Genomic DNA, 15,689 nt, shown 5'->3' with positions numbered 1-15,689 from the left:
GATACCGCGACATGCGGGTTTTCAAACACAATGTTGAAACTTGTTGCGGCTCGCCCTCCGCATGGCACCAGGCGGTACCATGCGAGATGCCGTTGGCAGAACTTTTACGGGAATTTCCAGAAGGAGAACGCATGAACTTCAAGCTCGTCACCGTCTCGATCATCGCCGCCGCGGCACTGGCCGGCTGCGCCACCGAACAGGGCACCAACACCGCTGTCGGCACCGGCGTGGGCGCGGCCGTGGGCGCCGGGCTCGGCAACCTGATCGGCGGCAACACCACCGGCACGCTGATCGGCGCGGCCGTGGGCGGCACCGTCGGGGGCGCCACCGGCTACAACTGGAATGCCATCCGCGGCAAGCTGAACAAGGACACGGCCGGCACGGGCACGACGATCACCGAGCAGCCGGACGGCTCGCTCAAGGTCAATATCCCGAGCCAGGTGACGTTCGATACCGACAGCTCGACCATCAAGCCGTCGTTCCGCAGCGTGCTCGACCAGGTCTCCCAGACGCTGGGCCAGCACCAGGACGTGGTGGCCAATGTCGTGGGCCACACCGACAGCACCGGCAACCCGAGCTACAACATGCAGCTGTCGCAGCGCCGCGCCCAGAGCGTGGCCGCCTATCTGGGCGACCGCGGCGTGGCGCGCAACCGCCTGACGGCCGAAGGCCGGGGCCAGAGCCAGCCCGTGGCGGACAACGCCACCGAGCAGGGACGTGCACAAAATCGTCGAGTCGAAATTTTCTTGAAACCAATTTCGGGGTAAGCAGTCATAGAGTTCAGGTACCGCTTGCCACCGTTGCTGGCTCGCGATGGGTGGCTGACCTCCCGGGCGGTACCTGATTTCTCCTCCTTTTCCGTTGTGGAAAGCTGCGCCGGTGACTAACCGGCGCTTTTTTTTGGCCGAGCGCCGCGCGATCCCCCGTTTACGGGGCCTTCCTGCCGCTTCTGGACGGAATTCCGGCCAGATCCGTCCCCTTCCGGCCCACAACTGGCCCACAACCGGCGCACGCCCCCCGCGCAGTTGCTAAAATAGCCGGTCCTGCATTCCCACCCCACTCCAACGGCCTTTTCATGACCGCACGCCGCATCCTCGTTACTTCTGCCCTGCCTTACGCCAACGGCCAGATCCATATCGGCCACCTGGTGGAGTACATCCAGACCGACATCTGGGTGCGCTTCCAGCGAATGATGGGCAACGAGGTCTACTACGTCGGCGCTGACGATACCCACGGCACGCCGGTCATGCTGCGGGCCGAGAAGGAAGGCATCACGCCCAAGCAGCTGATCGACCGCGTCTGGACCGAGCACAAGCGCGATTTCGACAGCTTCCTGGTGTCGTTCGACAACTATTACAGCACCGACGCCGACGAAAACCGCGAGCTGTGCGAGAAGATCTACCTGTCGCTGAAGGACCAGGACCTGATCGCCGAGCGCGATGTCGAGCAGTTCTATGACCCGGTCAAGGAAATGTTCCTGCCGGACCGCTTCATCAAGGGCGAGTGCCCGAAGTGCCACGCCAAGGACCAGTACGGCGACTCATGTGAAGTATGCGGCACAACTTACGTGCCGACCGACCTGAAGAACCCGTATTCGGTGGTGTCCGGCGCCACGCCGGTGCGCAAATCGTCGACGCACTTCTTCTTCCGCCTGTCCGATCCGCGCTGCGAGACCTTCCTGCGCGAGTGGGTCGGCGACCTGGCCCAGCCCGAAGCCACCAACAAGATGCAGGAATGGCTCGGCGCCGAAGGCGAGGCCTCGACGCTGTCCGATTGGGACATTTCGCGCGACGCGCCCTACTTCGGCTTCGAAATCCCCGGCGCGCCGGGCAAGTATTTCTACGTCTGGCTGGACGCCCCGATCGGCTACTACGCCAGCTTCAAGAACCTGGCCGCCAGGCGGGGCATCGATTTCGACGCCTGGGTCGGCCCGCATTCGACCGCCGAGCAGTACCATTTCATCGGCAAGGACATCCTGTACTTCCACACGCTGTTCTGGCCGGCGATGCTCAGGTTCTCGGGGCACCGCACGCCGACCAACGTGTTCGCGCACGGCTTCCTGACCGTCGATGGTGCCAAGATGAGCAAGTCGCGCGGCACGTTCATCACCGCGCAGAGCTATATCGACACCGGCATGAACCCGGAGTGGCTGCGTTACTACTTCGCCGCCAAGCTCAATGCCAGCATGGAAGACCTGGACCTGAACCTGGACGACTTCATCGCCCGGGTGAACAGCGACCTGGTGGGCAAGTACGTCAACATTGCCAGCCGCGCGGCCGGTTTCCTGGTCAAGCGCTTCGACGGCAAGGTCAGCGAGGCCGCGCTGGCCAACCCGCTGCTGGAACAGCTGCGCCAGGCCGCGCCGCAGGTCGCCGCCTACTACGAGGGCCGCGAGTACAGCAAGGCGCTGCGCCTGGTGATGGAACTGACCGACGCCGTCAACGCGTTCGTCGATACCAACAAGCCGTGGGAACTGGCCAAGGACGAGAGCAAGCGCGAGGCGCTGCACGCCGCCTGCTCGGTGTCGCTCGAAGCGTTCCGCCTGCTGACGGTCTACCTGAAGCCGGTCGTGCCGACCATGGCCGCCGGCGTGGAGCGCTTCCTGAACGTCGAGCCGATGGACTGGCGCGCGATCGACACCCAGTTGTCGGCCGACCGCCCGATCCAGCCCTACCAGCACCTGATGACCCGCGTGGACGCCAAGCAGATCGACGCGCTGCTGGCCGCCAACCGCGATTCGCTGCAGGCCGCCGCGCCGGCCGTGGCCGCCCCGGCTGGCCCCGCCGCGATCGAGCCGGTCGCGGACACGATCACGATCGACGATTTCGCCCGGATCGACCTGCGCGTGGCGAAGATCGTCGATTGCGTGAAGGTGGAAGGTTCGAACAAGCTGCTGCAACTGACGCTGGACGTCGGCGAAGCCCAGACCCGCAACGTGTTCTCGGGCATCCAGTCGGCCTACACGCCGGAGCAGCTCAAGGGCAAGCTCACGGTCGTGGTGGCCAACCTGGCCCCGCGCAAGATGAAGTTCGGGATGTCGGAGGGGATGGTGCTGGCGGCCTCGGCTGCCGACGAGAAGGCCAATCCGGGACTGTGGATTCTGGAACCGCACAGCGGCGCCGTGCCGGGGATGCGGATTCGTTGATTTGCTTTCCCCTCACTGTCTTGTTCCCCTCTCCCGCGTGCGGGAGAGGGGAGAAAACCCTCAGCAAATCATCTGACGCTTACCCCCCCTGCCGCCTCGACGGATCATCGCTCCTCGATGTCGTGCTCACCGTGCCATCGGGGTGGAAGTGCACGTTGAAAAACGCCCGGTCGATGCTCGTTTCCATCCAGCGATAGCCCCAGACCTCTTCCTGTTTCAGCCGGAACGCCTCCACCTTGGTCGGCTTGCCGAGCATGCGGCGGATTTCGTCCTTGGTCATGCCGGGCCGCACCCTGGCGAAATTCTCGGCCGTCAGCGCCTGTTCGATCGAACGCACGGTGCCGTCGGCGTTGGTCGTCACCATCCACGTCGTGGTGCCTTCCGGCCCGCGCGGGTATTCCAGGCGGCGCCCGCCGTCCGGCTCCTCCCAGACGATTTCCGGCTTGCCGGCCTGGCGCCGTACGTCGTCCTCGGTGGATTTGCCGATCTCGATGCCTTTGAACAGCTGGCTGTCCGGCTTGACGCTGTCCCAGGTGTTGCGGGCCACGTCGCCGGCCTTCTTCATCGCTTCGTCGACCTTCTGCTGGTCGCAGCCGAACAGGGCGAGAACACTGGCAATCAGTCCCATGGCGGCCAGGCGTCGCGCGGACGCATCAGTGAATCGGTTTGTCATCGGTCCTGCCTCTACCGTTTGATCGCTTCGACCGGATCGCCGGCCGGGGCGCTGGCGCCCTGCGCGGCCGGATCGGTGTCGGCGGCGCGCCGGCCCGAGCCGCCCGCGAACAGCGTACTCCAGTTGTTGAACCGGCGGTTGAACAAAACCGACAGGCCATTGATCGAACCCCCCTTGGCGATCAATGACCAGCGCCGCGAGAACGCCCAGGTCAGTTTCACCACGTTCGACGCCGAAGTCAGACTCTGTTCATAGCCCACCGAGATCTGCTCGGAGACCGCCTTGCCGATGCTGACCACCTGCTGGTCGTTCAGGCCCGCCGTGCTGGGCCCGATCGAGAATTCATCGATGCCGAAGTGCGACACCACGCTCTTGCCCGCCTTGCCGCCGATCATGCCCAGCGCCGCGCCGCCCAGCGCGCCGCCGCTCAACTGCCGCTGCTGGCTCGACCCCGCGCTTTCGGCGCCGTAGCCGAACATCAGCCATGACAGCTTGTCCTCGTCGGGCACGTTGGGCTCGGACACCAGCCGCACGCGCGGAATCCGCACCGTGCCGGTCACTTCCACGCCGGCCTCCACCTCCTGGTTGCGGCGCAGCGCGCGGATGTTCAGGTTCGGGTTGTCCACCGGACCGTTGAAATTGATGATGCCGCGTTCGATGTCGAGCTTGCGCCCGAACGCCTCGTACGTGCCATCCACCACGCGCACCGTGCCCGTGGCGCGCATCGGCGACAGCGGCTCGCTCTTGATGCCCAGCGTGCCGGCCAGCAGGATGTCGGCGCCCGCGCCCCGGAAGCGGAAGTTGTTGCCGAGGTCGATGGCCACGTCGATCACCGGGCTGAAGCGGCTGGCCGGCTTCGACTCGGGCACCACCGGCGTGGCGGCGGTCTTGACCTCGCGCTGGTCTTTCCGGCGCACCACCACCACGTCGTCGCCGAGCACCGGCGCGCCGGCCTTGGGCAGGTCGAACAGCCCCCGGTCCACGCGGAACTTGCCCCGGATCGCAATCTGGCGGTTCTCGTTGGCAATGCCGGCCTCGCCCGACACGATCAGCGTGCGCTCGGGGCTGGCGAACAACTGCAGCTTGTCCGCGATGATCTTGCCGGTCAGGTTGGGATCGGTCTCGCCGAGCTTGACCGCGCCGGTGGCCGTCAGCGTGCCGTCGCCGCCGCGGAAGTGCACCCGCTTCAGTTCCACCGTGTTCTGGTCCAGCACCACCTGCACCACGCCGTCGGTCAGCCGGATACCCAGGTCATAGAGCGTGATGCCGATGCCGCTGCCATCGACCGAGCCGGTCAGCAGCGGGCTGCCCACGGTGCCGGCCAGTTGCAGCGCCGCCGCCAGGCGCCCGTCGAGCGCGTACTGCGGCCCGGCCAGTGCTTCGAGCGATTTCAGGCGCGGCATGTCGGCCGTGACCGTCCCGCCGAGCGTCGAGGCCGGGCCCACGGTCAGCAGGCCGGCCTGGCTGACGAGCCCCGCCGAGGCATCGACCACGAGCTTGCCAAGCCGCTCGGCCGTGGTGCCGCCGCGCAGCGTCACGCGGTTGCCCGAGAAATCGGCGCGCAGCGCGGTTTCGCCGAGTCCCAGCGACGTCCAGCCCCGGCCCGCGTTGATCGACGCGTCGCCGCTGCGGCGCCGGATTTCGGCAAACCCGGTGGCGGCCTCCGCCAGATTCAGGTTCCAGTTGGCATCGAGCACGAGGTCCGAGCGCAGCGGCGGTGCCTCGCCCGTGGCCGCTTCCAGCAGCTTGAGCACATTGGCCACTTCCACGCCGTCGAAGCGCCCCTGCGTGCGAATGCGGCCATGGTCGAACTCGAACCCCTCGATATTCATCGTCGCGCGGTCCAACAACAGGCGGGTCTGGCCGAGCCGGATACGCTGGTCTGCCACCAGCAGTTGCGCCGGGGCGGCCAGCCGGACATTGACCGTGCCGCGCTCGTCGAGTGTCTGGATCGTGCCGTTCCAGCCCTTGTCGCCCTGCCACGCGCCCTGCCCGGCCAGCGTCACCTGCAGCGGCCGGCCGTTCATCGACCCAGCGGCCTTCGCATCGAAGCCGTGGCTGGCCTGCGTGCCCCTGAGGCTGGCGTCGAGCGTACGGACCGTGGCCTGCGGGCCCTGGTAGTCGCGCACGGCCAGCTGCACGTTCACGGTGCCGTCGAGCCCGCCGCGCAGCTCGGCGTGGCCGCTGGCGGTTGCCACCTTGTGCGGACCAACCACGAGCGACTGCGCGCTGTAGTCGCCGACGATCTCGGGCTTTTTCAGCGTGCCGGTGATCTCGGCGTCGAGCTTCGCCTTGCCGGCCACGCCGAACTTGAGGCGGTCGAGCTGCGGCGCATCGACGTTGACCTTGAGCCGGTCGCCCCGCGCGCCGAAGCTGCCGCTCAGGTTCACCTGGTTGCCGGCCATCAGCAGCGACGCCTCGCTCGGCAGCAGCCGCTCGCCTTCCAGCCGCACGCGGCCCTTGCCGGTCATCGGCAGCCCGGCGTACTCGCTCTCGCCCAGCGCGAAGTCGAGCGCCACGCGCAGCACGTTGGCCAGCGAGCCCCGCGTGGAGAAATCGGCGTTGATGCGGCCCGGCGCCACCTTGGCCAGCCGCGACGGGTCGAAGTTGGCCAGCTTGCCCTTGAACTCGAACGCCTGCTCGTCCTTGAGGCCCAGCTTGCCGTCGGCGGTCAGCGTGCCGCTGCCCAGTCCGGCGCGCAGCGCCGATACCGTCACGGCGTCCTCGTCGATCTTCGCATCGGCGAACAGCTTGATCTCGCCCCCGGCCACATCGAGCGCCACGCTCTGGCGCCCCGGTTCGAGCCGCAGGATCACCGGCCCTGACAGGTTGGTCCGCACCAGCGAGGTGTGCAGCGCGGCCACGTCGAGCCGCCGCACGTCCAGATCGAAACCGCCCCGGCCCTCCTGCAGCGCGCCCTGCCCGACGATCTCGGCCCGCCCCGGCAGCGCAATGCGCAGGTCGCGCAGCGTCTGGGTCTTCTCGCTCAGCTCCACGCGCGCCTGCACGCCGTGGACCGGCAGCCGCTCGCGGTCGAGCGGTCCCGGGTCGAGGTTGCGGATGGTGATTTCGCCAGCCACGGCCAGCGGGTTGGCGGTGGGCGCGGCGGGCACCGGCACCGGCACCGGCACCGGCGCCGAGGCCGACGCGGCCGACGCCGCTTCCACCGCGCTCGCCGTCGATTCGCCGGGCTTCCGCGCGGCCACGCGTGGCGGCGGCGCCACGGACTCCACCGGACGCAGTTCGGCGTGGACGGTCAGGTTGGCCTGCGGTGCCGTGGGGCTGAACAGGCGCGGGTTGATCCGCTCGCCATCGATCAGCAGGTGCGTGAACGGCACGCGGCCGAACGGTGTCAGGTCGGCATTGGCCCGCGCACGGATACGGTCGCCGGTGGCGTCGAGATCCGCGCGCAGTTGGTCGAGCGAACCATTGGCCGTGGCGGACACCGCGTAGGCTTCTTCCTTCCACTTGCCTTCGAGCAGCGCCTCGGCCGACAGCGCGAACGGCTTCTGGCCGGCGATCTGGGCGTTGGCCTGCAGCTTGCCGTACGGCGTGCCCAGCCGGTCGATGGTCACGCGGTGCCGCTGGCCGTCGCTGTGTACCGCGCCGGAGAGATCCGACAGCACGAGCGGGCTTGACGTGGCCGGCGGCCCCTGCAGCAGCGACAATTCGTCCACCGTCAGCGTGTCGATGTCCACGGCCAGCGGCAGTTCCAGCGATTCCGGCATCCTGGCCGGCTCGGTACTCGGCGGCGACGGCTCCAGCCGGGCGTCGATCTTGCCGAGCTTGAGCCATGCCACATGCAGGCGCCGGGGCGACCACGACGTCTGCCACTTGCCGTCGATGCGGTCGATGGCCACGCGCGTGCCGCCGCTGGCGAACACCACGTCGTGCAGCCGCAGGCCGCTGGCCACGGTGCCGCCATCGAACTGGCCCGCCAGCATGCCCGCCGACAGCCGCGTGGCAAGGTTCCACACATGGCGCGTGCCGGCCTCGGTGCGCAGCGCGGCCACCACCGTCACCCCCAGCGCCACCAGCAGCAGCACCAGCAGGCCCGCCAGCCACGCCAGCACGCGCCAGACGCGGCGCCGGCGCGGCCGGGGCGGGCGCGGGGTGTTGCCGTCGTCGTGCGGCACCGAGGGCATGTCCGGCATGTTCATCAGAACGCCACCCCGAGCGAGATATGCGGCCGGAACTGCTTTTCCTGGATGCCGTAGCCGATATCGAGCTGCACCGGTCCCACCGGGCTGCGCCAGCGCGCGCCCACGCCCACGCCGTGATAGATCTTCACGCCGGACAGGTTGTTGGTGGCCGTGCCCATGTCCCAGAACACCGCCGCGCCCCAGTCGGGCTTGAACCAGTACTGGTATTCGAGGCTGCCCGTGCCCAGGTAGCGCGCCGGCAGCACGCTGGCGCCGTTGGGCGTGCCGATCGACTGGTACGTATAGCCGCGGATCGAGTCGGTGCCGCCCGCGCGGAAGCGCAGCGAGGCCGGGATCAGGGCCGGATCGTTCGAGGTCAGGTTGGCGCCCAGTTCCAGCCGCGCGATGAACAGGTCACGGTTGCCCACCGGCACGTATTGCCGGATGCGGCCGTACATGCGCAGGAACGTGGCATCGCTGAGCACGCCCTTGGCCGCCACGCCAATCTGGGTGTTGATCACGTTGCCCCGGCGCGGGAAGACGGGGTTGTCCACGTCGCGGCGGGTCCAGGCGAAGGCCGGCACCAGCGCCTTGGAGATCTGCGACGGCTGACCGTACGGGGTCAGGTTGTCGTAGTAGAAATCGAGCGACACCGTGGTGTCGTACTTCTCGCGCGAGCGGGACCGCTTCAGGCCGCCGCGCCAGCTGGTCAGGTCGGTGCTCTCGATGTCGATGGTGCGCTCGTAGCTGCCATAGATGCTGTTGCGGTAGGTGCGCGAATCCGGCGGCATGGCCGTTTCCAGGAACGCGTACTGGCGCTTCTGCTCGATGCGCGCCTGCGAATCGAACACCCACGCGCGATTGAACAGGTTGTAGTACGAGTAGCGGCCTTCCACCTGGGCGCCGGTATCGGTGGTGTAGCCCACGCCGGAGCTGAGCCGGTGGGTCGGATACTCGCGCACCCGCACGCGCACCGGCGCCGTCACGGTGGCCTGCTGCGCGGCGGCCTCGGCCGAGGTCACGGCCGGCGGTTCCTCCAGGTCGACCTGCACGTTCGAGAAATACGGCTGGTTCTGCACGGCGCGCTGGAATTCGAGCAGGCGCTCCACGCGATACGGCTCGCCCTCGACCAGCGGATTGACGTTGCGGATGATCTGGGCCGGGTAGCGGCGCGTGCCTTCGATCTCAAGCGGGCCGAGCAGGTATTCGGGGCCGCTCTCGAACCTGGCCGACAGGTCGGCGGCATGCTCCTCGGGCTCCACGCGCGCCTCGGATGCCGTCATCTTCGCGCCGTAGTACGTGTGGCTCTGCAACTGGACCAGCGCGTCCTCCTTGGCCTTGTCCCAGTCTGCCTGGCGGAACGGATCGCCCACGGGCAGGCCCCACTTGCGGCGCATCTCGGCCACCTGCACCGGAGAGCGCGTGGCGGCCGGGCCGGTCACATCAAGGTCCACGCGGCGGATCTCGGTGCGGGCGCCCGGGTCGACCTTGATCTTCACCACGCGGTGGTCGCCCTCGCCCTCCACGGTGGCCGTGGTCTCGGGGTCGAACCAGCCCTCGGTCGAGGCAAACTGGCGCACCTGGTCGCCCACGGTCTCCACCATGTAGCGGAACTGGTCGTCGGAAATATCGGTGCGGGTGCGGTAGCGCGAGAGGTCGAGGTGTTCCTTGAGGATGTCCTCGAGCGGACCGGGAGCGTCGATCTCGACCTTGTAGACGTCCTTGGCCGCCACGGCATCGGGCAGCCAGGCGGCGCCCAGCAGCGCCACGGTGGCCGCCAGCCGGCAGGCCACGCGCGTGATGGCACCGCCACCTGTGACCGGGTGTCGCGTCCTGCGTGCGGCGATCAGTCCGGCCATCCGGCCAAAAACCAGGCTCATCCGTCCATGGGGTCCAGAAACAAGTCGCTATTTGACCACACCGCCGGCGGGTTCATGGCATTTCCCCGAGCCAAAGATAAAGAATCCGGGCCCGCGCCGGCAGCGGCCCGTGCCGATACGGTAAAATCTCGCCCCGTCACCCCCAATGCTGCCCCTGAAGGGCTCAGGTTTCGCCATGGCCATGTACGAATCGGATATCACCCAGTTCCTGAAGACGCTCAAGCAGGAGCGCCCCGCGCTCGAAGCCGAGCAGCGCGAAGGCCGCAACCTGCTGTGGGACAAGGCGCCGATCGACCTGGAAGAACGCGCCCGCGCCAACGAATCGCGCGTGGCCCAGCGCCCGTACGTCTACTCGTCGGACAACTGATCGGCCGCGCGCCGCTCAGCACTGTCTGACCGTTCAGATTCCCCGATGCAACCTGGCGACCCGCTGGCACCCAATCCGCAGGACAAACTGAGCCTGCCCGTGGAGCTGCCCAGCGTGGCCGGCGCCGCCAATCCCGCCGACATGGTCGACGGCATGGCGTTCGCGCGCCTGTACGGCGAGCCGCTGTTCAAGCTGCCGCAGGACCTCTACATCCCGCCGGACGCGCTCGAAGTCTTCCTGGAAGCATTCGAAGGGCCGCTGGACCTGCTGCTGTACCTGATCCGCAAGCAGAACTTCAACGTCCTGGACATTCCGATGGCCCAGGTGACGCGCCAGTACCTTTCGTACGTAGACCAGATCCGCCGCACCAATCTGGAACTGGCGGCCGAATACCTGCTGATGGCCGCGATGCTGATCGAGATCAAGTCGCGCATGCTGCTGCCGGTCAAGAAGGCCGACAGCGACGAGGAAGCCGAGGATCCGCGCGCCGAACTGGTACGCCGCCTGCTGGAATACGAGCAGATGAAGCTGGCCGCGCAGCGGCTGGACACGGTTCCCCAACTGGGCCGCGATTTCCTGCGCTCGCAGGTCTATATCGAGCAGAGCCTGGCGCCGCGCTTCCCGGACGTGGAGACGGTGGACCTGCAATCCGCCTGGGCCGACGTGCTCAAGCGCGCCAAGCTGAACCAGCATCACAAGATTTCGCGCGAGGAACTGTCCGTGCGCGAGCACATGAGCCAGATCCTGCGGCGGCTGCAGCACGCCCGCTTCATGGAGTTCAGCGAGTTGTTCGAGGACGCCATCCGCTCCGGCAAGGGCGTACCGGTGGTGGTGGTGAACTTCATCGCCATGCTCGAACTGTCGCGCGAGGCGCTCGTGGAGATCACCCAGGCCGAGCCATTCGCACCCGTTTATGTGCGATTGGCGTACACGCCGGCCTGAGCGCCACCGCCAGGCAGACCCATCCGGCCCATCCCCGGGCCCGAACCGGCGCGGATGCTCTACAATCCGCCGACAGCCGGCCCAAGCATGTCACAGAGAGACCGGCACGCGCCGGCGCCGCCCCGAAGCACGGCAGCCGGGACGCTCCTACCACGACCGCTCACCATATTCATGAAAGTCATTTCTTCGATCCAGGCGCTGCGGGACCAGTTGCGCGGCCAGAACCGCGTGGCCTTCGTCCCCACCATGGGCAACCTGCATGAAGGCCACCTGTCGCTGATGCGGCTGGCGCGCCAGCATGGCGACCCGGTGGTGGCATCGATCTTCGTCAACCGCCTGCAGTTCGGCCCGAACGAGGATTTCGACAAGTACCCGCGTACGCTGCAGGACGATATCGAGAAGCTGCAGAGCGAAGGCGTGTACGTGCTGTTCGCGCCGACCGAGAGCGACATGTACCCGGTGCCGCAGGAATACCGCGTCGAGCCGCCGCACGACCTGGGCGATATCCTCGAAGGCGAGTTCCGCCCCGGCTTCTTCAAGGGCGTCTGCACCGTGGTCATGAAGCTGTTCTGCTGCGTGCAGCCGCGCGTGGCCGTGTTCGGCAAGAAGGACTACCAGCAGTTGATGATCGTGCGCCGCATGGCCAAGCAATTCGCGTTGCCGGTGGACATCATCCCCGCCGAGACGATCCGCGCCGAAGACGGCCTGGCGCTGTCGTCGCGCAACCGCTATCTGGCCGAGGCCGAGCGCGCCGAGGCGCCGATGCTCTACAAGACGCTGCACGAGGTGCGCGACACCGTGCTGGGCGATGGCAGCGTGGACCTGCTCAAGGTCGAGGCCGACGCGCTGGCCCGCCTGCAGGGCCGCGGCTGGCAGCCCGACTATGTGGCGATCCGCAAGCGCGAGAACCTGCAGGCCCCGACCCGCGAGGAACTGGCAGCCGGCGAACCGCTGGTAATACTGACGGCGGCCAAGCTCGGGAACACGCGGTTGATCGATAACCTCGAAATTTAAGGTTTATCCGATTGTTTTCTTCCCTCTCCCGCAAGGCGGGAGAGGGGAACGATCCTCCCCCTCTCCCTCTCCACATGCCGCCGGTGTCCGCTGCGGCGTTTCCACCAGATCAGTACCCCAGTCATCGCGAACGCCAGCGGCGCCAGGCCGAAGACGGTGATGAACACGCGTCCGTACGTGCCGAACGCCTCGCCGGTGTGGAGCGGGAACAGCCAGTTGATGATGGTGTCGCCCGGCGCCGCATCGAGCGGGTCGCGCGCACCGAGCGGGCGCCCGGAATAGGCGTCGAGCCAGAGCCGCGTGGCCCCGCTGCCGCCACGGATCTCGCCTTCCTGGCGCAGCCGGATTTCGTAGGCGTCGCCGGGCTTGCGCGGCAGGCCCACACGCGTCACCAGCGCACCGGGATACTGGCGTTGCGCCGCCGTCATGGCCTGCGCGGGCGTGATCGCGTGGGTGCCGGCAGGCGGCGGGTCTGACTGGTGCTTCACGGCCGGGCTGACCGTCGCCACGCTGGCGATGATCGGCGTGACCCATTTCGGCAGGTTCAGGTACCAGCCCGAGAACGCGGTCACGGCCAGCACCGGCGCCACGAAGATGCCGGCCGCACGATGGAACGAGTAGTTGAAGCGCGGCCACGAGCCGCCGTGGGTGATTCGCACCGACTGCTTCCAGGCGCGCCGGTTCGACTTGGGCCACCACAGCCCGACGCCCAGCAGCACCGTCAGCAGCAGCGTCATGCCGGTCACGCCGATGATGGTCTTGCCGGTATCGCCCGACAGCAGGTAGCGGTGCAGATGGAACAGCGTCGGGATCAACTGCTGGCGCGACAGGCCCGGCACGCCCCACAGCCGCTCGCCCTTCACCGCCAGCGTGATCGGGTCGACCATCACCTGCCGCGAGCGCCCCGCCGACGCCTGCGGGCCCTTGATCGGGTAGTAGGCGATGAAGACGTCATGCTCCTCGATGGGCAGCATCAGCAGGTTCGGCTTGCCGTACTGCGGGTCGGCGAGCAGCTTCGCCGTGACCGTCTCGACCGTTGCCGCGCCCACCGGAACCCGCGTCGCCGAGGTGGCCTGCAACAAGTCTGGATTCAGCCACTTGTCGATCTCGTCGCGCCACGACAATACCGTTCCGGTCAGGCCCAGCATGACGAACAGCAGGCCGAAGACCAGGCCCAGATAGAGGTGGAGCTTGACGAGAACGATGCGGAGGCGGCCGGAAACCATGGGGCGAGGGCGTTTTTGAAAAAGCGTGTTCTGGCGGCGCGGCGCGATCAGGCGAGCCCGCCTTGACTCCAGCGGGTGCATCCGGCGTCGCATCTGTGCGGCAGCGCGCAAATGCAAATGCGAAGAATTCGCGATTCTAACAGTGCGACGTTAAGATGGCTGCGCACCCCCGCTGTCCATTGCCCCGCCATGCCCCTGATTGAACTGATTCCTGCCACCGCGGCCGACGCCGACCTGCTTGCCCACCTCCATGTCGAAAGCTGGCGCCATGCCTACGCCGGCCTGGTGCCCGCCGAATACCTCGACGTCCACGCCCTCGACGAGCGCCTGGCCACGTGGCGCGCCCGCATGCTCGAAGGGTCCGAGGCGCCACTCGAAGCGACGATTCTGCGCGTGGACGGCCAGCCGGCCGGCTTCTCGTGCCTGATGCCGCTGGCCGAGCCGGGCTACGGGGTCTACGTCGACAACCTACATGTGATGCAGCAGTATCACGGCCGGGGGTATGGCAAGACACTGATGTCTCATTGCGCCTGCCGCGCGGCCAGCCAGTGGCCGGGCAAGGCGCTGTTCCTCTATGTGCTCGATGGCAACGTGCAGGCGCGCGAGTTCTACAGGCGGCTCGGCGGCGAGGAATCCGATCCGTTCCATGACCCCTTCCCCGGCACCGACCTGATGATGGCCGTGCGGCGCGTGACCTGGCACGACGTCGACGCGCTGGTGGCGCGCCTCGCACCGGGCCCCTGAGCTACCGCTGCGCCAGCGGCGCGAACATCGCCGCAAGGTCCAGGCTGGCGGCCATGCTGTCGGCCAGCCGGTCGATCGACGCCTCGCGCAGCGCATCGAGATCCACGCCCGCGGCCCCCGCCAGCCCGGCCCAGCGCAGCAGCGCGCCGCAGCCGTCCGGCTGGTCGAACAGGCCGTGGACATAGGTGGCCAGCACCTGGCCGTCATCGGACACCGCGCCGTCGGGGCGGCTGCCGCCCGCGCCATCGTCGAGCCAGAGCGCCGGACGGTCGAGCGCGGCGCCAGCGGTCACGCCGAGGTGGATCTCGTAGCCTTCCACGGCCGCGCCATTCCCCGGTCCGCCTGCTTCGTCCAGCGCCAGCCGCCCGCTCACGCGCCGCAACTGCTTGTCAGACGCCAGCGTGGTCTCGAAATCGAGCAGGCCAAGCCCCGCGCTGCTGCCGGCCAGCCCTTCCCGGCCGTCCGGATCGTGAATCCGTCGCCCCAGCATCTGCATGCCGCCGCAGATGCCGGCCAGCTTGCCGCCGTAGCGCAGGTGGCGCCGCAATGCATCGTCCCAGCCGTTGGCGCGCAGGAAGGCCAGGTCGGCACGCACGCTCTTGCTGCCGGGCAGGATCACGAGGTCCGCCGGCGGTATCGGCATGCCGGGCCCGATAAAGCGCAGGTCTACCTGCGGATGGGCGCGCAGGGCATCGAAATCGGTATGGTTCGAGATGCGCGGCAGCACCGGCACGATCACGCGCAGGATGTCACCATCGGCGCCGCGCGCCACCTGTCCGCTGGCAATCGCATCCTCGGCGTCGAGGTGCAGGCCGTGCAGGTAGGGCAGCACGCCGAACACCGGCTTGCCCGTGCGCGCCGTGAGCCAGTCCAGCCCCGGTTGCAGCAGGCCGATATCGCCCCGGAAACGGTTGATGATGAAGCCGGCCACGCGCGCCCGTTCCGACGCCGACAGGCAGTCGAGCGTACCCACCAGATGGGCGAAGACGCCGCCCCGGTCGATATCGGCCACGATTACCACCGGGCAGTCCACGCGCTCGGCAAAACCCATGTTGGCGATATCACGATCCCGCAGGTTGACTTCGGCCGGGCTGCCCGCGCCCTCCACCAGCACCACGCCGTAGGCCGCCGCCAGCCGCGCGTGGCTGTCGAGCACGGCCGCCATCGCCTGCGGCTTGTAGGCGTGATAGGCGCGCGCATCGAGGTCCATGCGGGCGCGGCCGTGGATGATGACCTGCGCGCCAATGTCACTGCTGGGCTTGAGCAGCACGGGGTTCATGTCGGTATGCGGCACCAGCCCCGCCGCCTGCGCCTGCAGCGCCTGCGCACGGCCGATTTCGCCGCCATCGGCCGTCACCGCGCTGTTGAGCGCCATGTTCTGCGGCTTGAACGGCGCCACGGCCACGCCGGCCCGCAGCAGCACGCGGCACAGCCCCGCCACCACCGTGCTCTTGCCGGCGTCGGACGTGGTGCCCTGGACCATCAGCGTGCCGCGCAGGGCACGCGCGGCATCGGGAATCGGGAAGTTGGCGGCGGGTTCGTTTCGCATCGCGAGA

The 15,689-nt window shown here is 68.0% G+C and carries 11 protein-coding genes; 6 read left to right on the top strand and 5 right to left on the bottom strand.

Annotated features, from left to right (window positions below):
- Positions 1–131: 131 nt before the first annotated feature.
- Together EV147_RS01490 and metG are read left to right on the top strand one after the other, a co-directional pair.
- Positions 132–767 (top strand): OmpA family protein, encoded by a 636-nt coding sequence (locus tag EV147_RS01490; protein WP_130389363.1) that lies wholly within the window; start codon positions 132–134, stop codon positions 765–767.
- Positions 768–1,075: 308 nt separating this feature from the next.
- Positions 1,076–3,145 carry a methionine--tRNA ligase gene (gene metG, locus EV147_RS01485; protein ID WP_130389362.1) on the top strand — a complete coding sequence of 690 codons (2,070 nt, stop codon included), beginning with the start codon at positions 1,076–1,078 and terminating at the stop codon, positions 3,143–3,145.
- Between the two features lie 79 nt (positions 3,146–3,224).
- Here the strand turns inward: metG and bamE are convergent, their stop codons facing one another.
- The 3 genes from bamE to EV147_RS01470 are packed head-to-tail and all read right to left on the bottom strand — an operon-like array spanning position 3,225 to position 9,840.
- Positions 3,225–3,773 carry an outer membrane protein assembly factor BamE domain-containing protein gene (bamE, locus tag EV147_RS01480; RefSeq protein ID WP_130391152.1) on the bottom strand — a complete coding sequence of 183 codons (549 nt, stop codon included), beginning with the start codon at positions 3,771–3,773 and terminating at the stop codon, positions 3,225–3,227.
- A 56-nt stretch (positions 3,774–3,829) separates the two neighbouring features.
- The gene (locus tag EV147_RS01475; protein WP_130389361.1) at positions 3,830–7,978 is read right to left on the bottom strand and encodes a translocation/assembly module TamB domain-containing protein; all 4,149 of its coding nucleotides are present in this window, start codon (positions 7,976–7,978) and stop codon (positions 3,830–3,832) included.
- A complete protein-coding gene (locus EV147_RS01470) occupies positions 7,978–9,840 on the bottom strand; it encodes an autotransporter assembly complex protein TamA (protein ID WP_130389360.1) in 1,863 nt (620 codons plus the stop codon). Before EV147_RS01470 ends, EV147_RS01475 begins: the two co-directional genes overlap by 1 nt.
- Before the next feature lie 175 nt (positions 9,841–10,015).
- Here EV147_RS01470 and EV147_RS01465 point away from each other — a divergent pair, with 175 nt between their 5' ends.
- The 3 genes from EV147_RS01465 (at position 10,016) to panC (ending at position 12,163) form a co-directional block, all read left to right on the top strand.
- The gene (locus EV147_RS01465; protein ID WP_130391151.1) at positions 10,016–10,207 is read left to right on the top strand and encodes a DUF3460 family protein; all 192 of its coding nucleotides are present in this window, start codon (positions 10,016–10,018) and stop codon (positions 10,205–10,207) included.
- A gap of 45 nt (positions 10,208–10,252) precedes the next feature.
- Positions 10,253–11,149, top strand: coding sequence for a segregation and condensation protein A (locus EV147_RS01460; RefSeq protein ID WP_130389359.1), 897 nt, complete (start codon positions 10,253–10,255; stop codon positions 11,147–11,149).
- 171 nt (positions 11,150–11,320) lie between these two features.
- On the top strand, positions 11,321–12,163 hold the full coding sequence (panC, locus tag EV147_RS01455) for a pantoate--beta-alanine ligase (protein WP_130389358.1): 843 nt from the start codon (positions 11,321–11,323) through the stop codon (positions 12,161–12,163).
- Here the strand turns inward: panC and EV147_RS01450 are convergent.
- Complete coding sequence (locus EV147_RS01450; protein ID WP_130389357.1) at positions 12,160–13,389, bottom strand: PepSY-associated TM helix domain-containing protein; 1,230 nt, start codon at positions 13,387–13,389, stop codon at positions 12,160–12,162. The genes panC and EV147_RS01450 overlap by 4 nt on opposite strands.
- A gap of 189 nt (positions 13,390–13,578) precedes the next feature.
- Between EV147_RS01450 and EV147_RS01445 the strand changes: the two genes are divergently transcribed.
- Positions 13,579–14,133: a GNAT family N-acetyltransferase gene (locus tag EV147_RS01445; RefSeq protein ID WP_130389356.1), complete on the top strand. Its 555-nt coding sequence runs from the start codon at positions 13,579–13,581 to the stop codon at positions 14,131–14,133.
- 1 nt (position 14,134) lies between these two features.
- Here the strand turns inward: EV147_RS01445 and EV147_RS01440 are convergent, their stop codons facing one another.
- On the bottom strand, positions 14,135–15,616 hold the full coding sequence (locus EV147_RS01440; protein WP_130391150.1) for a cobyric acid synthase: 1,482 nt from the start codon (positions 15,614–15,616) through the stop codon (positions 14,135–14,137).
- Between the last annotated feature and the right edge of the window lie 73 nt (positions 15,617–15,689).

Source organism: Cupriavidus agavae (assembly GCF_004217045.1).
GTDB classification, from domain to species: Bacteria; Pseudomonadota; Gammaproteobacteria; order Burkholderiales; family Burkholderiaceae; genus Cupriavidus; species Cupriavidus agavae.
Note: the sequence above shows the minus strand (reverse complement) of the source record. Positions and strands in the feature narration are given on the sequence as shown.

Coding starts and splice junctions, on each gene's coding strand:
- EV147_RS01490 (WP_130389363.1), top strand. CDS start 132: ATGAACTTCAAGCTCGTCACCGTCTCGATCATCGCCGCCGCGGCACTG.
- bamE (WP_130391152.1), bottom strand. CDS start 3,773: ATGGGACTGATTGCCAGTGTTCTCGCCCTGTTCGGCTGCGACCAGCAG.
- EV147_RS01445 (WP_130389356.1), top strand. CDS start 13,579: ATGCCCCTGATTGAACTGATTCCTGCCACCGCGGCCGACGCCGACCTG.
- metG (WP_130389362.1), top strand. CDS start 1,076: ATGACCGCACGCCGCATCCTCGTTACTTCTGCCCTGCCTTACGCCAAC.
- EV147_RS01440 (WP_130391150.1), bottom strand. CDS start 15,616: ATGGTCCAGGGCACCACGTCCGACGCCGGCAAGAGCACGGTGGTGGCG.
- EV147_RS01460 (WP_130389359.1), top strand. CDS start 10,253: ATGCAACCTGGCGACCCGCTGGCACCCAATCCGCAGGACAAACTGAGC.
- EV147_RS01450 (WP_130389357.1), bottom strand. CDS start 13,389: ATGGTTTCCGGCCGCCTCCGCATCGTTCTCGTCAAGCTCCACCTCTAT.
- EV147_RS01465 (WP_130391151.1), top strand. CDS start 10,016: ATGGCCATGTACGAATCGGATATCACCCAGTTCCTGAAGACGCTCAAG.
- panC (WP_130389358.1), top strand. CDS start 11,321: ATGAAAGTCATTTCTTCGATCCAGGCGCTGCGGGACCAGTTGCGCGGC.
- EV147_RS01475 (WP_130389361.1), bottom strand. CDS start 7,978: ATGAACATGCCGGACATGCCCTCGGTGCCGCACGACGACGGCAACACC.
- EV147_RS01470 (WP_130389360.1), bottom strand. CDS start 9,840: ATGAGCCTGGTTTTTGGCCGGATGGCCGGACTGATCGCCGCACGCAGG.